Below are 15,809 nucleotides of genomic sequence, written 5' to 3' on the forward strand. Positions count from 1 at the left end.
CCCATGTCCCATTCCGAAATAATTCACAAAAAATTTAGCACATTCTTTCGGAAAGGGGGAGAGGGATATTCCGAAGGAATGTGCAAAAAAGAGTCTTTTTTGTGCGGAAATAAAGTGATAATTTACAGCCATGTTAAAGAAAAGAAATTTAGATTATTCTAGCTCCTACGAAATCTCCAGAGAAATTGTTGCGTCTGCGAAAAGATCTAATAGGGATCTTAGCTATTTTTTGGATATTCATCGTGATTCACAGCCAAGAAAAATAACAACAATAACTATAAACGGAAAAACGTACGCCAGATTATTTTTTATTGTAGGTAAGGAAAATAAAAATTATGAGAAAAATTTAGCTTTTGCACAAAAGATTAACACCGAAATAGAAAAATCTTATCCGGGACTGTCAAGAGGGATTATTGAAAAGGATAGCCATTCAGGAAATGGAGTTTATAACCAAGATTTATCTCCTAATTCTGTCATTATTGAAATAGGAGGCATTGAAAATACGATGGATGAGTTATATAGAACGGCAGATGCATTGGGAGAAGTTTTAAGTCAATATTATTGGGATGCTACGAAGGTATCGAATACTCCTAAATCCTAAATAATATAAAAAATAAAGTGTCGAGGATTCGACACTTTCACTTTGATGACAAAGTTGACAAACTTCAGTCTTTAGAACAACTAGCTAAGAAATTTTAATATGTTTCTCCATAATAAATTCATATTTTTTATTTATAATAAATAAATCAAATAAATAAATCACATGAAATTGGGGAGGGATGCGTATTGCAATTTGGTAGTATTATAGTTCAAGGTGAAAATCTTTTACTAATAAGCGGCTTATTAATTAGCTATGTGATGTTTTATTATGGTATTAGGATATTAAAAATAGAACGAAACATCATGGATTTAATTTTTAATAGTTTTATTAATGGAGTACTAATTTGGAAATTTAGCTATGTCGTTTTACACCCTAATTCAGTTTTACAAAATCCTATGACTATAATTTATTTTAACGGGGGATATGTCGGAATTGGTATTGGGATTATTTTTATAACTATCTATACTTGGTTATCTATCAAAAAACAGAATATTTCTTTGGTTTCTTACACACGGGCAGCGGTTCCAGTATATTTTGGGTATTTTAGTACTTTTGTATGGATACACGTAAGTGAAGACCCTCAGAACTATCTAATAATTTTGCAAGCAATAGTAGCTGCTTGTTTTTTTATAGCAGCCTCACGAATCAAAACCCAAAACACTTTGTTACAACTTCTTATATGGTTTCATTTAATTCAATTGGAACTAGCCCTATATAAAAACAATTTTGTACATGCTGAGATAATATCAAAAGAAGTATTGTTATATGTCTTTTTAATTATTATCTTTTTATGTATTTCATACTGGTCAGAGAGACAAGGAAGAGAAGAGACCACTAAGGACAAGGAAAAGGGATGGAGAAATGCAACAAATAATATAATTTTAGGTGGTATAATTTTAAGTCTTGCCATAACCCCTATGCTTACCAATCAAAAGGAAACAGGGAGAATAGAATCCCCTAAAACAGTTATGTCTACCTCATTAGATTCTGGCAAAATCGGGACTAATAAAGGACAAGTTGCCCCAGACTTTGAATTACTTTCAATTACGGGAAATAAAGTGAAGTTGTCTGACTTGCGTGGAAAGACGGTTATATTGAATTTTTGGGCTACTTGGTGTCCTCCTTGTAGAGCTGAAATTCCCGAAATGCAAAGGTTCTATGAAAACAATAAAAATAACAATGTAGAGATTTTGGCAGTCAACTTAACGAATAGCGAAAGCAGTCCTGATACGGTGAAGGATTTTGTGAGGGATAAAGGCATGACGTTTAACATCCTGCTTGATAAGCAAGGAAAGATTGGAAATCTATACGGTATAATAACAATTCCCACTTCGTATATCATTGATAAAAATGGAATTATCAGAGAGAAACATGTAGGTCCTATGTCTTATGAAACTATGGATAACTTCATCTCTAGTATTAAATAACGCTCTTTTCGTAAATATTGTTGCTAATAAACAGGTTTTACAAATAAAAAATTTATTATAATAATATAAATCTCAAATAGATTAGGAGTTAGCCTGTTAGTGGCAATCAGAAAATGTACAGTTTGGCAATTAAGCGTATGCATCTATTTCTGCATAATTATAACTTGATATGGAGTGGCGGTCATGATAGGCTTTTTTGCCTGCAAAACCATCCAGCTTTGCCCCTTTGCGTAGAATCATGACCGCAGAGGCTCCATGTCAAGTAACGTGGCGTATGAGTTAATATTTAATCAACCGCATACTCTTATTTGCCATTTAGTACATTTTTTAATTGCCAAAAACAGTTAGCCTATGGGGATTGTCAAAAATACCAAAACAATCAATGTTTTCAGCTATTTGCTTGTCTCTATCCACTTGCTAATTCTCTATTCGTTTGTTTTTATGACAGAAAAGTTAGACACAAGGTTCACTTTCTGTTCATAAAAAGATGCTAATATAAGATGTAAATGAATTATGAGGGGGGCCGATGAATGAACAAGCAAGTTAAAGTTCTAGTTATTGAAGATGATCCTTATATTTGTGAGTTGATCACTTTATACGCAGAAAAAAGCGGGTATATAGTTAACGTTGCAAACAATGGAATGGAAGGATTAGAAATGTTTTATGAAAACCCTCCTGATCTTGTCATTCTGGATATTATGATGCCTGAAATGGACGGTTGGGAAGTTTGCAAGGAAATAAGGAGATTTGATAATACTCCCATTATCATGTTGACCGGGAAAGGCGAAAACTGCGATAAACTTAAAGGTTTCGACCTAGGAACGGATGATTACTTGGTGAAACCTTTTGATCCGAACGAACTGATGGCGAGGATAAAAGCGGTACTGCGGCGAGCTAATCCGATGTTAGATGCAAATGAGATCATTGAACTTCCCTTGTTGAAGATTAATCTTAAACAATACAAGGTGACCTGTGATAAACGTGAGATTGTGTTACCGCCCAAGGAAATGGAGTTGCTGTATTTTCTTGCCAAACATTCAAATCAAGTGTTCACACGTCAGCAGTTGTTGGATCAAATATGAGGTTTGGATTTTGAGGGAGATCCAAGAACAGTCGATGTGCATATTAAAAGGATTCGAGAAAAATTGGGGGATTCTAATCCTTATTGGAAGGTGAAAACCATAAGAGGAGTTGGATATAAATTTGAGGTGAATGACCAGTGATTAGAATAAAAAGTATTTTTTTAAAGCTGTTTATCACGTATATCGTCATATTATTTGTATCGCATTTCGTTTTTGCTATTACTTCCTATTTGTTGTTTCAGAATAATCTGACTAATATTCATGGATTTGAAAGAGATTTTAACCAAATAATGTACTTGTTTGTATTGGTCTCTATTATTTCTATTACCATTACAGGCTTATTTGCCTACTAACTTTCTAAAAGAATTACCGCCCCACTTCGGGAAATGAATCGGGTTGCTCTCCATATCGCTAGGGGACAATTTGATCAAAGAGTCAAAATTAAGACGGGTGATGAGCTGGGAGAATTGGGGGAGACGTTCAATTATATGGCTAAGGAGTTGGCCGGCTTGGATCAGATGAGAAAGGATTTTGTTGCCAATGTTTCCCACGATTTACGATCTCCTCTTACTTCGATTCATGGATTTGTCAGGGCGTTTCTGGATGATGCGATCCCCAACGAACGAAAGCGCCATTATCTTACGATCATGAAAGAACAAACCGAACGAATGATTAAGCTGGTCAATGATCTTCTCGATATGGCCCGAATAGAAGCGGGGCAGTTGGAAATCCGGCCTGTTATCTTTAATTTGTCGGAGCTGGTTCGCCAAGTCGTGGCTCGCATGGAACCTGAATTTGTGAAAAAACAGGTCAATGTGGAATTGATATCTGAAGAAGCACAAGACATCCACGTATTTGCCGATCCGGATCGGATTGATCAAGTGATCGTCAATTTGATTCAAAATGCCGTACAATTTTCCTCACCCGATAGTTCTGTTGAAGTGATTTTGAAAAAAGAAGAACAAGCGGTAGTTTCTATTCGAGATTATGGACCGGGAATCAGGCAAGAGGACATTGAATCTATTTGGGAACGGTTTTATAAAGCGGATAGAGCCCGAACTAAAAAGGCAGGTACAGGGCTCGGCTTGTCCATTGTTAAGCACATATTAGATCTCCATCAAAGCCCCATTTACGTGAAGAGTGAAGTGGGAAATGGGTCAGTCTTTACTTTTACGCTCCCTATAGCTCCGAACATGTCTAAAAAACCTGAAAAAGAGTGATTCTCCGTTCATCTTCTGTTCATAAAACATTGCTATACTGGATTTTGCACTAAGAGATCATGAAAACAAAGAGGAGGATATCTCAATGAGAAAATTATTATTGCGACGCATGACAGAGGAGGACACGCACATGCCCGGCCACGGATCGACCACCAGCACACCACGCTGGGTGAAGGTGTCTGGGATCATCGCGAGCGTCCTGGTCCTGCTGTTTGTCATCATGATGTTCATCGGCGGTGGTAAACACGGACCTGGTCGCCACATACCGTCCTCCAACGGCATAGAACAAGGAGTGAAACAGCCATGACCATGACACACGGCCTCCGCAAGTTCGCGCTCACCGCGCATGTCACTTCCTCGGTCGGCTGGCTCGGCGCGGTCGTTGGTTTCCTAGCTATCGTCGTCGCCGCTCTGACTAGCAAAGATGCTCAGACGGTGCGTGCCGCCTTTATCGCGATGGAGTTGACAGGATGGTTCGCCATCGTCCCGTTGGCCCTCGCCTCGCTGCTAACCGGGCTTGTCATGTCACTTGGCACCCCGTGGGGCGTGTTCCGGCACTATTGGGTCCTTTTCAAACTCCTACTAACCATCCTAGCCACCATCGTCTTGCTGCTGAACATGCAGACAGTGAGCTTCCTAGCAGGCGTAGCGGCAGAGACGGGAAGTGTCGATCTCGGAGGGCTGCGGGGCGCGCTGCGGGGCGAACTCCTTCACGCCGGGGGCGGCCTCCTGGTGTTGCTCGTGACCACGATACTATCGGTGTACAAGCCGCGGGGCATGACCCGGTATGGGTGGCGTAAGCAGCACGAACAGCGTGCAGGGGCGCAGCCGTAGATGCAGCGACTTCTGCTCGGCCTCGACCGAGCGCCCCCCTGTCCTGTAACGACGGCATAGGAGTGCAATCAATGCGATGCTGAGGACCGCCCGGCGGGGTTCGCTCGTTTTTTCGCTGTCCCAGCTGGGGTTAGTGGCTTGTCGCGATGTTCGGCCCTGCCGGGTCTGCGCCGAGCGGGGATGTGGCTTGATGGGAGCGCGCCTGGTGCCCAATTGATGCGTGCCCACCCTTGCTCGGCGTGACCAGCACAGCCGACATAAAATCAATTAACATTAAGCAGGTAAAAAGTTTTTTTACAGTTTTATGTGAGTAAACAACCTATTTATTTGGAAAACAGCCGCATTTAACGTAGAAATGCGGCTTCATTTTGTTGAAGTTAACCACTTTATTTAGGAGAACGAACACCATTCAGATAAGCAGGTTATCCCATCCCAATACAATGAAGCTGCACTCGAAAGGAACAGAATAATGTCAATCAATATGCTCAATCTTCCAAACCTAAATATTCTCGATATGACGGAGAGTGAGGATGATTTACCGATTCTTGGTGGAGACGACTTCTCCACCTCCCTCTGACTGTCTCAAATGCGGTACTGTTCCGAACTTGTATAAGCATGGTAAGAAGGGGCAGCTATTCTTCGACTTGCCAATGCACGCTTAACGTGTAGGAATATTAGCAAAGGGAAAATTAATCCACGAGGGGGGAAGTGTATGAAAAAGTTTTTAATTACATTATTAGTATTTATTGTGTTAGGCATTGGGGGTTATTTTGTTATTGGACTATTTAGTGCTAAACCACCTTTACCAACCATAACTGTTGGAGAAAAAAAGGTAGAAGTGACACAAGGTTCGTATTGTTGGAATGGATTACTTAATTCTGTTTGTGTTGATACAAGTTCTCCGCCAGAACTCATTAAAATTCAAGAACTAAAACCTGTGGTTGTACCACCAAATTCCCAATTGAAAATAGAATTCAAAGACGAGCCTAAAGAAAATACATTAGTAGTAAATAGATGGCTTACAAATGAAAAAACAGAAAATGTTCCAATAAATGTGTTTTTTGCAAGCAAAAAGTGCAGAGAATTGCAAGAAAAAATACATAGGCTTGCCGGCTCAATGAATTTACCTTTCAACCGAGCGAGAAGGGAGCGACTGAACGGCAGAAAGCGCGTGCCGCAAGCGGTAGCTCTCTCCCGTAAACGCGAGAATGTGGGCGTGATGGACCAAACGATCCACCAGCGCTGCCGTCAGGCGGTTGTCCCCAAACACTCGATTCCACTGTCCAAACTCTAAATTCGATGTCACGATGACACTTTTTCGTTCATAACAATCGGCAATGATGTGAAACAGCAGTTCCGATCCCTGCTTTTGAAAAGGTACATAGCCGAGTTCGTCCAAAATCAACAGCTCGCATGTGTCGATTTGCCGTTTGAGCCGTCCGAGGGTACCGTCTTTTAACGCCTCTTCGAGCTGGGCGACAAGATCGGCGACACGGAAAAACCGAACTTCATGGCCCCGTTCACACGCTTTTAATCCTAATGCGGTGGCGAGATGGGTTTTTCCTGTTCCCGGCGAACCTAAAAGCAGGACGTTCTGTTTTTGCTCCAAAAAGCGAAGGTCGCAAAGTTCTTCCTTCGAGGTCGTGGTCGGCCAATGAATCTGATCCGACCATTCATAATCTTTGAGCCATTTCAACTCCCGGAACTTCGCCTTCTTGATCAATCGAGCCTGTTTTGCTTTCTGACGGAACGACAGCTCCAACGCCAACACATCACGCAAAAACTGTTCCTTGGTCTCGTAGGCCACCTCCTCGAATCGATCCGCGATGTACGCCAAATGCAGGGCTTTACAAATCTCTTTTAAATCCATCTTCATGCCCGGCTTCCCCCTTCCCTTGACGGACAAAGACGTTGATCATACACATGTAAATCGGTTTCATAGTCGACTAAAACGGAAGGGGTATAGGCTTCTTCCCATTTCGCGGGATACTCCGAACGCTTCGCCTCCATCAACACCCCGATCTCATGGGGCGTCAAATCCCACCGTTGATACTTGTCAAGCCACTGGGCGATCTCATAGACGGTGTACCGCTCCAGCAGCTTCTGCACTCCTCGAATGCGTGATGCCGTCTGTTTCGGTTGTTCCATGAAGTATTTCCTAATGGCCTCCGGCAAGTAAACTCGAAACCGCGAATACTCCACCACCCGGGGCTTTTGCGCCCATTCCGCCAAAATGTCCTTCCAAGGGAGCTCCCGTCGCTTTTTCGTGTACGGCCTTGGCGCTTCCAGGTACACCTCCCCTTCCTGGGACAAAACCATGAAACGATCCCATTCCTTTTTGACAAGGACACGGTTGGGAACCGGGATCCCATGAACCACAAACGCCTCCCCATCCACCGTTACTTCCCCGTATTTATTGACATTAGCGTGGTGGAAGGAGAAGATCGGGAGATCTCTCTCCGGCAGGACAAGCAACTCCTTTTGTTCTTCCTGCCATAATTCCTCAATGGTTCTCCCTTTTTCATAGTGGGGGCGGGCTCGATCTTCGATCATCTTGCGATGCAGCCACTCCGCCAGTTCTTCATCCCCCCTCGATCAACGGAGCAGGGACAAAGCAGTGTTGACGAGTATAGTAAACTTTCCGTTTGACATTCCCTTTTTCGTGTCCGCTATACGGATTGCACGCCTGTACGTCAAACCCATAATGAAGCCGGAATCGCTCAAATGCTTCAGTATATTGACGTTCGCCTCCTTTTCGAATCGAAACCACCGCCGCCGCCAAATTGTCGATGCGCAGTTTTCTCGGGACGCCTCCGGCTTGGCGAAACAGCTGAGTGAGCCCGTAAAGAAAACATTCGCTGTTTTCCGCCGGCAATGGATACGCATACGCGGCGTTGCTGTACGGAAAGCTCAAAATCAGAATTGATCGGTCTTCCTCTTTTCCTTCCTTCGTCACAACGGACATGGTGCCGAAATCCACCTGCGCTTCCCCCGGAGGGTGTTCCAGCCTCTCGTAACGCCGTTCCTTCTCCAGCTTAAGCTGAGGTCTTCGTTTTTGAACGTAGGCGCAAACCGTTCGATAAGACCCTTTAAAGCCATGTTCCTGCTTTAATTGTTCGTACATCTTCTTGCTTGTCCGCTGTTGTTTTCTTGGCAGTTTGGCGTCCTCCTCCAGCCAGTCATCAATGATTTGACCGTATCCTTCTTCCTCCATCATTCCCCGTTTTCTCTTTATTTTTTGTCTGACCGAAATGTCTCCATCCGCATATTTCTTGACTGTTCTCCAGTTAAATCCCGTCCTGCGGACAATTTCGGAAAGCGATAACCCTTTCTTTTCACGCAAATGTTTGATATGATGAATTTCAGGCATTGCTAGCATCCTTTCTTTACCTCCACTGTTTTGTTCTGGCTCTTCACCACAAGTTGTACTTGATCATTTAAGGTAGGTGTGCATAGAGGGTACAAAAAATGCGAATTTTCCTGTATGGTAAAGGTGACCAAACCGAACCATGGAGGGAAATTCGCATGTACTCTCAGTTTTCTGTGAAAATAATGAATCCATGAGCGGTTATTTTCATGCTTGGGTGGCGAGTAAAAGCTTACTCATGGATGTTTTTTGTTTTTAATTCAAATAAATATTTGAATAATAAAAGAAATGGGGTATAATATATTCAAACGGAAATTTGAATATGAAAGGGGGATAATGAATGAGTAAGAAAGATACATGTGAAATTTATTGTTATGACGAAGAAAAAGTCAATCGAATACAAGGGGAATTGCAAAAAGAAGATATATCCAGTGTTGTCCTGTTGTTTAAAGCACTGGCAGATGAAAATAGGGCAAAAATTGTCTATTCACTTTGCCAAGATAAAGAGTTATGTGTATGTGATATTGCCAATATCATTGGGGCTTCTGTTGCAACCACTTCCCATCATTTACGGACTCTTTATAAACAAGGGATTGTAAAGTATCGAAAAGAAGGAAAGCTAGCATTTTATTCGCTGGATGATGACCATATTAAGCAGTTAATCATGATTGCGTTAGTACATGAGAAAGAGGTGAAAGTCCGTGTCTGAACAACAAGCAAAATTATCTAAATCAGAAGCGAAAACCTACCGTGTTCAAGGATTTACTTGTGCAAACTGTGCGGCAAAGTTTGAAAATAATGTAAAATCATTGCCAGGTGTTCAAGATGCTAAAGTAAACTTTGGAGCATCTAAAATTACCGTTTGGGGTACAACAACCATCGAAGAATTAGAAAAAGCAGGAGCTTTTGAAAACTTAAAGGTTCGGGAAGATAAAGAAAAATCAGTCAAGCGTGAACCTTTTTGGAAGCAAAAAGAGAACATTAAAGTGTATATTTCCGCCGTTTTGCTTGTGATCAGTTGGTTTTTAGGGAAGCAATACGGAGAAGAGCATATCTTTGCGACAATTGGATATGCTGCAGCAATTTTAATCGGTGGATATTCGTTATTTATAAAAGGTTTCAAAAACCTAGTTCGATTGAATTTTGATATGAATACGCTGATGACAGTGGCGATTTTAGGAGCTGCAGCGATTGGTGAATGGGGAGAAGGTGCAACGGTTGTTATTCTATTCGCCATTAGCGAAGCCTTAGAGCGTTATTCCATGGATAAAGCTCGTCAATCCATTGAATCGTTGATGGATATTGCTCCAAAAGAAGCATTAATTCGTCGCGGAAATGAAGAAATGATGGTCCCTGTTGACGATATTCAAGTCGGAGATATTATGATCGTAAAGCCTGGTCAGAAATTAGCGATGGATGGAATCGTCATCAAGGGTACATCTACGCTAAATCAGGCTGCCATTACGGGAGAAAGTGTTCCAGTAACCAAAACAGTCGGTGATGAAGTCTTTGCAGGAACATTGAATGAAGAAGGGTTATTGGAAGTAAAAGTGACAAAACGAGTGGAAGATACAACTCTTTCGAAAATCATCCATTTAGTGGAAGAAGCTCAAGCAGAACGAGCACCTTCTCAAGCGTTTGTAGATCGTTTTGCCAAATACTATACACCAGCCATTATCATTTTTGCTCTTTTACTAGCCGTTATTCCTCCATTATTTATGGGTGCTGATTGGAGCGAATGGATTTATCGAGGTCTAGCTGTATTAGTGGTTGGTTGTCCGTGTGCGTTGGTTATTTCCACGCCTGTTTCGATTGTAACTGCCATTGGAAATGCAGCGAAAAACGGTGTGTTAATTAAAGGTGGTATTTATTTAGAGGAAGCAGGATCTCTAAAAGTCATCGCTTTTGATAAAACAGGAACATTAACAAAAGGTGTTCCTTCCGTCACCGATGTGGTCACTTATAATGGCAATGAAAATGAACTAATGACCATTACAGCAGCCATTGAAAAAGGCTCACAACATCCACTTGCTTCCGCCATTATAAGAAAAGCAGAAGAAGATGGATTGAATTTTAATGATTTATCTGTTGAAGAATTCCAATCCATTACAGGTAAAGGGGTCAAAGCCAAAGTAAACAACGAAATGTATTATGTCGGAAGTCCAGGTCTTTTTGAAGAACTTCTTCCAAATGGCATCCAATCAGAAATAAAAGAACAAATTACAACCCTTCAAACACAAGGGAAAACGGTCATGGCGTTAGGAACGGAAAAAGAAATTCTGGCGTTAATTGCCGTGGCAGACGAAATAAGAGAATCATCCAAAGAGGTTATTCGAAAACTTCATCAAGTCGGTATTGAAAAAACGGTAATGTTGACAGGGGATAACCAAAGAACAGCCGAAGCCATCGGAAAACAAGTCGGCGTTTCCGATATTAAAGCCGATTTACTTCCAGAAGATAAACTGAATTTCATCAAAGAGCTTCGTGACAAGCATCAAAGCGTGGCGATGGTTGGAGATGGTGTGAACGATGCACCAGCTCTTGCAGCTTCAACCGTTGGTGTGGCAATGGGTGGTGCTGGAACCGATACAGCCCTAGAAACAGCCGATATTGTCTTAATGTCTGATGATTTAAGCAAATTGCCATATACGATTAAATTGAGCCGCAAAGCTTTAGCGATTATTAAGCAAAACATTACTTTCTCTTTAGGGATTAAGGCATTGTCATTACTGTTAATTGTGCCTGGTTGGTTAACGCTATGGTTAGCGATATTTGCCGATATGGGAGCAACATTAATCGTAACATTAAACAGCATGCGATTGCTAAAAGTTAAAGAATAGGCTCTTCACCACAAGTTGTACTTGATCATTTAAGGTAGGTGTGCATAGAGGGTACAAAAAATGCGAATTTTCCTGTATGGTAAAGGTGACCAAACCGAACCATGGAGGGAAATTCGCATGTACTCTCAGTTTATCAAAGAACTCATCGATTGACCAGATGTTTTGATTCAAAAGGTGCGAAAAGAAGGGGAACGTTGGATTTTCGAACTTTCTCTACCCGAACAATGCCCGTTATGTCCTGTCTGCTTGAAGCGCACGATCAAAATGACAGACAAAAAGAAGCAATGGATGCATGGCTATGCTCAGCGAATCGGAATTTTTTGGATCGAACTTCCTGTCGAGCGCAGACGTTGTAGCACGTGTGGCGTGACGTTCAGCACGTCGTATCCAGCCATCTCTCCTCGAAGTGTGGCGACGGATGCTTTTCAGCGATGGGTCGCGCAATCTTGCATCGGAACATCCATTCAGGCGGTGGCTCGTATGCTCAAGCTTCCTTACACGACCGTTGAACGATGGTTTTATACCCATGCCCCTTCCTTCCTATCGAATGACGTCCAACCAAAGGCGGTTTGTGTCGATGAGTTTGCTTTTCGAAAAGGGCACGACTATGGAGTGGCGATCATGGATGCCGAAACGGGAGAAGTGTATGCCATGGAAGCAGGAAAGAACGAGGAAGCCATTGGGCGTGCATTGGCTCATGTGTCTCGTTCCGTTCAGTATGTCGTGAGTGACTTGGCTCCAGCGATGAAAAAAGCGATTCAACGGGTTTGCCCAGAGGCGACACATGTCGTCGACTATTTCCATGTCATTCAGCTGTTTACCGATGCGTTAGAACGTTGTCGCAAATATTTGGGCAAAGGAGGCAAGAAACACGGAAATGTTCGTTACGTTTGCCGTTTATTGAGCCAATGCCCAGAGAAATTGACGGAGGAGGAACGTCAAATCATACGAGAATGGTGTAATGAAAGCGATTACTTAAAGTCTGTTTACCAATCGCTCCAACATGTTCGCTATGTGTTCAAAAGCAAAGATGAGCAACAGGCGAAACGACGCTTGAAGGCTTGGATTCATCGGTATTTGTTTTGTCCTTGTTCCGTTGTTCGTGCCATCGCAAAATCACTCGTCAAACGAACAGACGAAATGATATCGTGCATTTTATCCCATTATTCGAATGGGAAGATGGAGGGAACGAATAACAAGATCAAGCTGATGAAACGTCGGGGATACGGATACCGAAATATCCAGCGTTTTGCACTGCGGGTTCGGCTGGAAACAGCTAACATACTTTCATGACAGGTGCAAGTACATCTTTTGGTGATGAACCTTTGTTCTTCACAACCTTAACAGTAGAGGGAATTTTAGGAGCTGGCAAGCCTTTTTTTATGCCATGAAGCTCTGCACTTTTTTGTTGCAGAACTCTGTACTTTCATTTTGCACTAAACACCAATAAATGATAATGTGATACTATTACCAAAAGAAAAAGGTGTATATGTGTATGATGTTTCAGCAAGATGGGAAAAGGGAGATTCAAGTTATGCCTTTGTAATTGAAGTACGGTAGTAACCTTTTAGTAACAGTCTTAATTTAACAAGTCAATATAATTTTAGTTTAAAACGCTTGGAATAAGCCCAAGCGTTTTAATATGCCTTTTACTTTGTTAAATTTGGTTCGAATTTTGTGCTAATTACGCTATTATTTGTACTGTTTTTTTTGATTTTGTACTTCTGAACCGAACCCGTTATTCTTTTTCTACACCTTTTATATCAGGTTGATAATGTCCCTTCTGCACAGACAGTCAAAAGAATGCCTCTTACTGTTTACTCAGGAGGGATATTTTTAGTGGAAAATTAATAAGACATATTCAAAGCTAAAAAAAGTGGAAGGCCGTACAGCCGGACTGGGATGGACAAGGGTTTTAAAACCATTATAAAAGAGTTTAAATCTTTTCATAAAAAAATTACCCCTAACAATCGGCTACTCTAAGTTATAAGTAAGAAATCATACTCTAGAGTATCCAAATTCACTTAGTGGTTAAGAAAAAAGAGATTAATATAGCATGCCATTATCTGTGGTTGTAAAGAAAGGTGTCAATAACGATTTAAAATTCCCCAATTTCAACGAAATGAAATTCCCCATTATGAACGGTTAATTAGGCAACTGGGCAGGATAAACTCCTGCTTTTTTCTTTTCTCGTAGACGATAAGAATCGCCTTTGATATTAAAGGTAATGGCGTGATGTAATAGACGATCTAAAATCGCTGTCGCTAATACATCATCACCGAATACTTTCCCCCATTCGAGATAGGATTTATTCGATGTGAGAATCATAGAGCCTTGTTCATATCGTTTCGATACGACTTGAAAAAAGATATTCGCCGTTAGCTCATCAAAAGGAAAGTAACCTACCTCATCAATAATGAGTACATCTGGACGACTCCAACGATTCACTAATCGCTGGAGCGTCCCTTTTTCGTTTGCCTTTCGGCATTCAGCCACTAAATCGTCTGCGGTTAAGAATAAAGCTGTATACCCTTGAGTGATGGCTTCCACCGCAAAGGAAATCGCTAAATGCGTTTTTCCAACACCCGGTGGGCCTAGTAAGATTCGATTTTCTCCGTTGGCAATAAACCGACAGGTCAGCGTTTCTTTGACTCTCTTTTCACTGATACTCGGTTGAAAGGAAAAATCAAAGTCATGAATCGTTTTGATATAAGGTAATTTTGCTCGTTTCATTCGCTTTTCTAGTTGTTGAGACTCTTGATATTCAATTTCTTGTAAAACAATAGTGTTTAGAAACTCAGAATATGATACATTATCTCTAGAAGCGTCTTCTAATAAACTATCTAGTTGGTGGGCTGTGTGGTGCCAACCCAGCTTTTTTAAGCGTTCGATTAACAGCTCGTTCATCATACAGTCTCACCTTCTTCCAACGCTGCGTAAGCAGCGAGAGGGCGTTGTTCTACTTTAGGAGATGGGGCAGAAGAATAAAGGCCGTTGGTCGCCAAACCTTGAACGTCTTTGATTCTCTGTCCTTTTTCTTTTGTATGTAAGCCCTCATAATGTTCCATTTGAATATGAGTAGTTGCTTTTCCTGTCAAAATCGGATGTTTGGCAATACACTCCTGTTCATCATAAATCTCGATATGATGGTCGAGAGTTTCTTTCACTTTTACAACCTGTCCTGCATAGCGATACGGAACGGAATATTTTTTTCCTCTGTATGAAATAAAACAATCTCGACTTACCTCTCGTGTCTCCCAGCGACATGTCGGGAATAGTGGTTTGACTCCCCATGCTTGAAGGAACTTCTGTTCCTGTTCAAAACGTTGAATTGGCGGTTCATTCGTCGTTTGATTCGGCTTTCGATTGGCCACTTGATCCAGCCATGTACGAACGGCTTCATTTAATGCATAGAGAGTAGGTTCATGTTTTCTCTGAAAGAAATTATCTTTCAAATACTTTACCACTCTTTCTACTTTTCCCTTTGTTTGTGGACGTTTCGGCCGACATGCTTTTGGAACAATACCGTAATACGCTAGAAAATCCTCGAACGTCCGGTTAAATCGAATTTCGATGGGACTATGTTTCAGAACAACGGTTTTCATATTGTCATAGAGAATCTGTTCAGGAATGCCGTTAAAGTAAGCAAATGCGTTCATATGACATTTCATTAATGTTTCTACATTCATATTGGTCGTAAACTCCACATACTTCATTCGAGAATAACCAAGTACCATCACGAAAGCATAAATGTCTTGGTATTGACCATCCACCAAATACTTCCCCACATAGGCCCAGTCCATTTGAGCTTGTTTGCCCGGTGGTGTTTCATACCGCAAGGTGGCTTGTTTCTTTGGCTGTTCTCGATACGGTCGAACAAAATCTCTTAATATCGTCATCTTGCCGGTGTATCCCATCGCTTGAATCTCCTCAAAGAGAACAACACAATTCGTTGTACCTTCTTGTATTCGTTGAAGTAGATAGTTTTTATAAGGATCTAGCTTACTTGCTTTCTGTTTCCCATTGGCTTTACGTTCTGGAAGCTTGTCTCCCTTTAGATACTTCCGAATGGTTTTCCGATCAAATCCTGTTTCTTTGGCAATCGCTGTTTGAGTCCAGCCTTTCTGATATAACTCTCGAATCATAAAAAACTCCCCTATCTTCAGCATCGTTTCTCCACTCCATCTAAGATGTTGTTTCGAAACGATTATCTGTTATTTTTGGGGAATTTTAAACCGCTGTTATTGGGGATTTTATCACCGTTGCTTACAAGAAAGGTTATCGTTCTGTTTTACTAATTTAATTATTAATTGTAAATTAGCACATTATTTCAGAATCCCTTTTTCAAATTATTTCGGACGGATTCGGAAATAATGTGCAAAATCTTTGCGAATTATTCCAGGTTTTGCAGATTATTTCCGAACATTTGCACATTATT

The 15,809-nt window shown here is 41.3% G+C and carries 11 protein-coding genes and 2 pseudogenes; 9 read left to right on the plus strand and 4 right to left on the minus strand.

The window, feature by feature from the left end; all coding sequences use genetic code 11:
• The first annotated feature begins 130 nt into the window (after positions 1-130).
• The 6 genes and pseudogenes from spoIIP to ETC05_RS16780 all read left to right on the plus strand — a co-directional run bounded on the left by spoIIP (position 131) and on the right by ETC05_RS16780 (position 5,164).
• The gene (gene spoIIP, locus ETC05_RS16755) at positions 131-601 is read left to right on the plus strand and encodes a stage II sporulation protein P (RefSeq protein WP_171661498.1); all 471 of its coding nucleotides are present in this window, start codon (positions 131-133) and stop codon (positions 599-601) included.
• A 185-nt stretch (positions 602-786) separates the two neighbouring features.
• Positions 787-2,028 carry a peroxiredoxin family protein gene (locus ETC05_RS16760; RefSeq protein WP_253264043.1) on the plus strand — a complete coding sequence of 414 codons (1,242 nt, stop codon included), beginning with the start codon at positions 787-789 and terminating at the stop codon, positions 2,026-2,028.
• Positions 2,029-2,558: 530 nt separating this feature from the next.
• Positions 2,559-3,251 (plus strand): annotated as a pseudogene (locus ETC05_RS16765) (response regulator transcription factor).
• 224 nt (positions 3,252-3,475) lie between these two features.
• Positions 3,476-4,330: a HAMP domain-containing sensor histidine kinase gene (locus ETC05_RS18255; protein WP_368668050.1), complete on the plus strand. Its 855-nt coding sequence runs from the start codon at positions 3,476-3,478 to the stop codon at positions 4,328-4,330.
• Between the two features lie 85 nt (positions 4,331-4,415).
• Positions 4,416-4,637 carry a hypothetical protein gene (locus ETC05_RS16775; RefSeq protein WP_171661497.1) on the plus strand — a complete coding sequence of 74 codons (222 nt, stop codon included), beginning with the start codon at positions 4,416-4,418 and terminating at the stop codon, positions 4,635-4,637.
• Positions 4,634-5,164 carry a DUF2269 domain-containing protein gene (locus ETC05_RS16780; protein WP_171661500.1) on the plus strand — a complete coding sequence of 177 codons (531 nt, stop codon included), beginning with the start codon at positions 4,634-4,636 and terminating at the stop codon, positions 5,162-5,164. The genes ETC05_RS16775 and ETC05_RS16780 overlap by 4 nt, the downstream gene beginning before the upstream one ends.
• Before the next feature lie 1,123 nt (positions 5,165-6,287).
• On the opposite strand, the gene istB (ETC05_RS16785) is transcribed toward ETC05_RS16780, so the two are convergent.
• Both istB (ETC05_RS16785) and istA (ETC05_RS16790) read right to left on the minus strand, forming a co-directional pair.
• A complete protein-coding gene (gene istB, locus ETC05_RS16785; RefSeq protein WP_020279897.1) occupies positions 6,288-7,040 on the minus strand; it encodes an IS21-like element helper ATPase IstB in 753 nt (250 codons plus the stop codon).
• Positions 7,037-8,543 (minus strand): annotated as a pseudogene (istA, locus tag ETC05_RS16790) (IS21 family transposase). Before istA (ETC05_RS16790) ends, istB (ETC05_RS16785) begins: the two are co-directional and overlap by 4 nt.
• A 328-nt stretch (positions 8,544-8,871) precedes the next feature.
• On the opposite strand from istA (ETC05_RS16790), the gene ETC05_RS16795 reads away from it, so the two are divergent.
• From ETC05_RS16795 to ETC05_RS16805, 3 genes are all read left to right on the plus strand, one after another.
• On the plus strand, positions 8,872-9,240 hold the full coding sequence (locus ETC05_RS16795) for an ArsR/SmtB family transcription factor (RefSeq protein ID WP_011229855.1): 369 nt from the start codon (positions 8,872-8,874) through the stop codon (positions 9,238-9,240).
• Complete coding sequence (locus ETC05_RS16800) at positions 9,233-11,371, plus strand: heavy metal translocating P-type ATPase (protein ID WP_171661501.1); 2,139 nt, start codon at positions 9,233-9,235, stop codon at positions 11,369-11,371. Before ETC05_RS16795 ends, ETC05_RS16800 begins: the two co-directional genes overlap by 8 nt.
• Before the next feature lie 162 nt (positions 11,372-11,533).
• Positions 11,534-12,664 carry an ISL3 family transposase gene (locus tag ETC05_RS16805; RefSeq protein WP_014196254.1) on the plus strand — a complete coding sequence of 377 codons (1,131 nt, stop codon included), beginning with the start codon at positions 11,534-11,536 and terminating at the stop codon, positions 12,662-12,664.
• A gap of 852 nt (positions 12,665-13,516) precedes the next feature.
• Here ETC05_RS16805 and istB (ETC05_RS16810) read toward each other — a convergent pair.
• Both istB (ETC05_RS16810) and istA (ETC05_RS16815) read right to left on the minus strand, forming a co-directional pair.
• The gene (istB, locus tag ETC05_RS16810; protein WP_171661502.1) at positions 13,517-14,281 is read right to left on the minus strand and encodes an IS21-like element helper ATPase IstB; all 765 of its coding nucleotides are present in this window, start codon (positions 14,279-14,281) and stop codon (positions 13,517-13,519) included.
• Positions 14,278-15,540 (minus strand): IS21 family transposase, encoded by a 1,263-nt coding sequence (gene istA / locus ETC05_RS16815; RefSeq protein WP_171661503.1) that lies wholly within the window; start codon positions 15,538-15,540, stop codon positions 14,278-14,280. Before istA (ETC05_RS16815) ends, istB (ETC05_RS16810) begins: the two co-directional genes overlap by 4 nt.
• Between the last annotated feature and the right edge of the window lie 269 nt (positions 15,541-15,809).

The sequence above is a fragment of the Geobacillus sp. BMUD genome (genome assembly GCF_013096845.1).
In the GTDB taxonomy this organism is placed as follows: domain Bacteria; phylum Bacillota; class Bacilli; order Bacillales; family Anoxybacillaceae; genus Geobacillus; species Geobacillus vulcani.

Bases quoted from the DNA above. Each gene is read 5' to 3' on its own strand.
- spoIIP (WP_171661498.1), top strand. From the start codon at position 131: ATGTTAAAGAAAAGAAATTTAGATTATTCTAGCTCCTACGAAATCTCC.
- ETC05_RS16775 (WP_171661497.1), top strand. From the start codon at position 4,416: ATGAGAAAATTATTATTGCGACGCATGACAGAGGAGGACACGCACATG.
- ETC05_RS16780 (WP_171661500.1), top strand. From the start codon at position 4,634: ATGACCATGACACACGGCCTCCGCAAGTTCGCGCTCACCGCGCATGTC.
- istB (WP_020279897.1), bottom strand. From the start codon at position 7,040: ATGAAGATGGATTTAAAAGAGATTTGTAAAGCCCTGCATTTGGCGTAC.
- ETC05_RS16795 (WP_011229855.1), top strand. From the start codon at position 8,872: ATGAGTAAGAAAGATACATGTGAAATTTATTGTTATGACGAAGAAAAA.
- istB (WP_171661502.1), bottom strand. From the start codon at position 14,281: ATGATGAACGAGCTGTTAATCGAACGCTTAAAAAAGCTGGGTTGGCAC.
- istA (WP_171661503.1), bottom strand. From the start codon at position 15,540: ATGCTGAAGATAGGGGAGTTTTTTATGATTCGAGAGTTATATCAGAAA.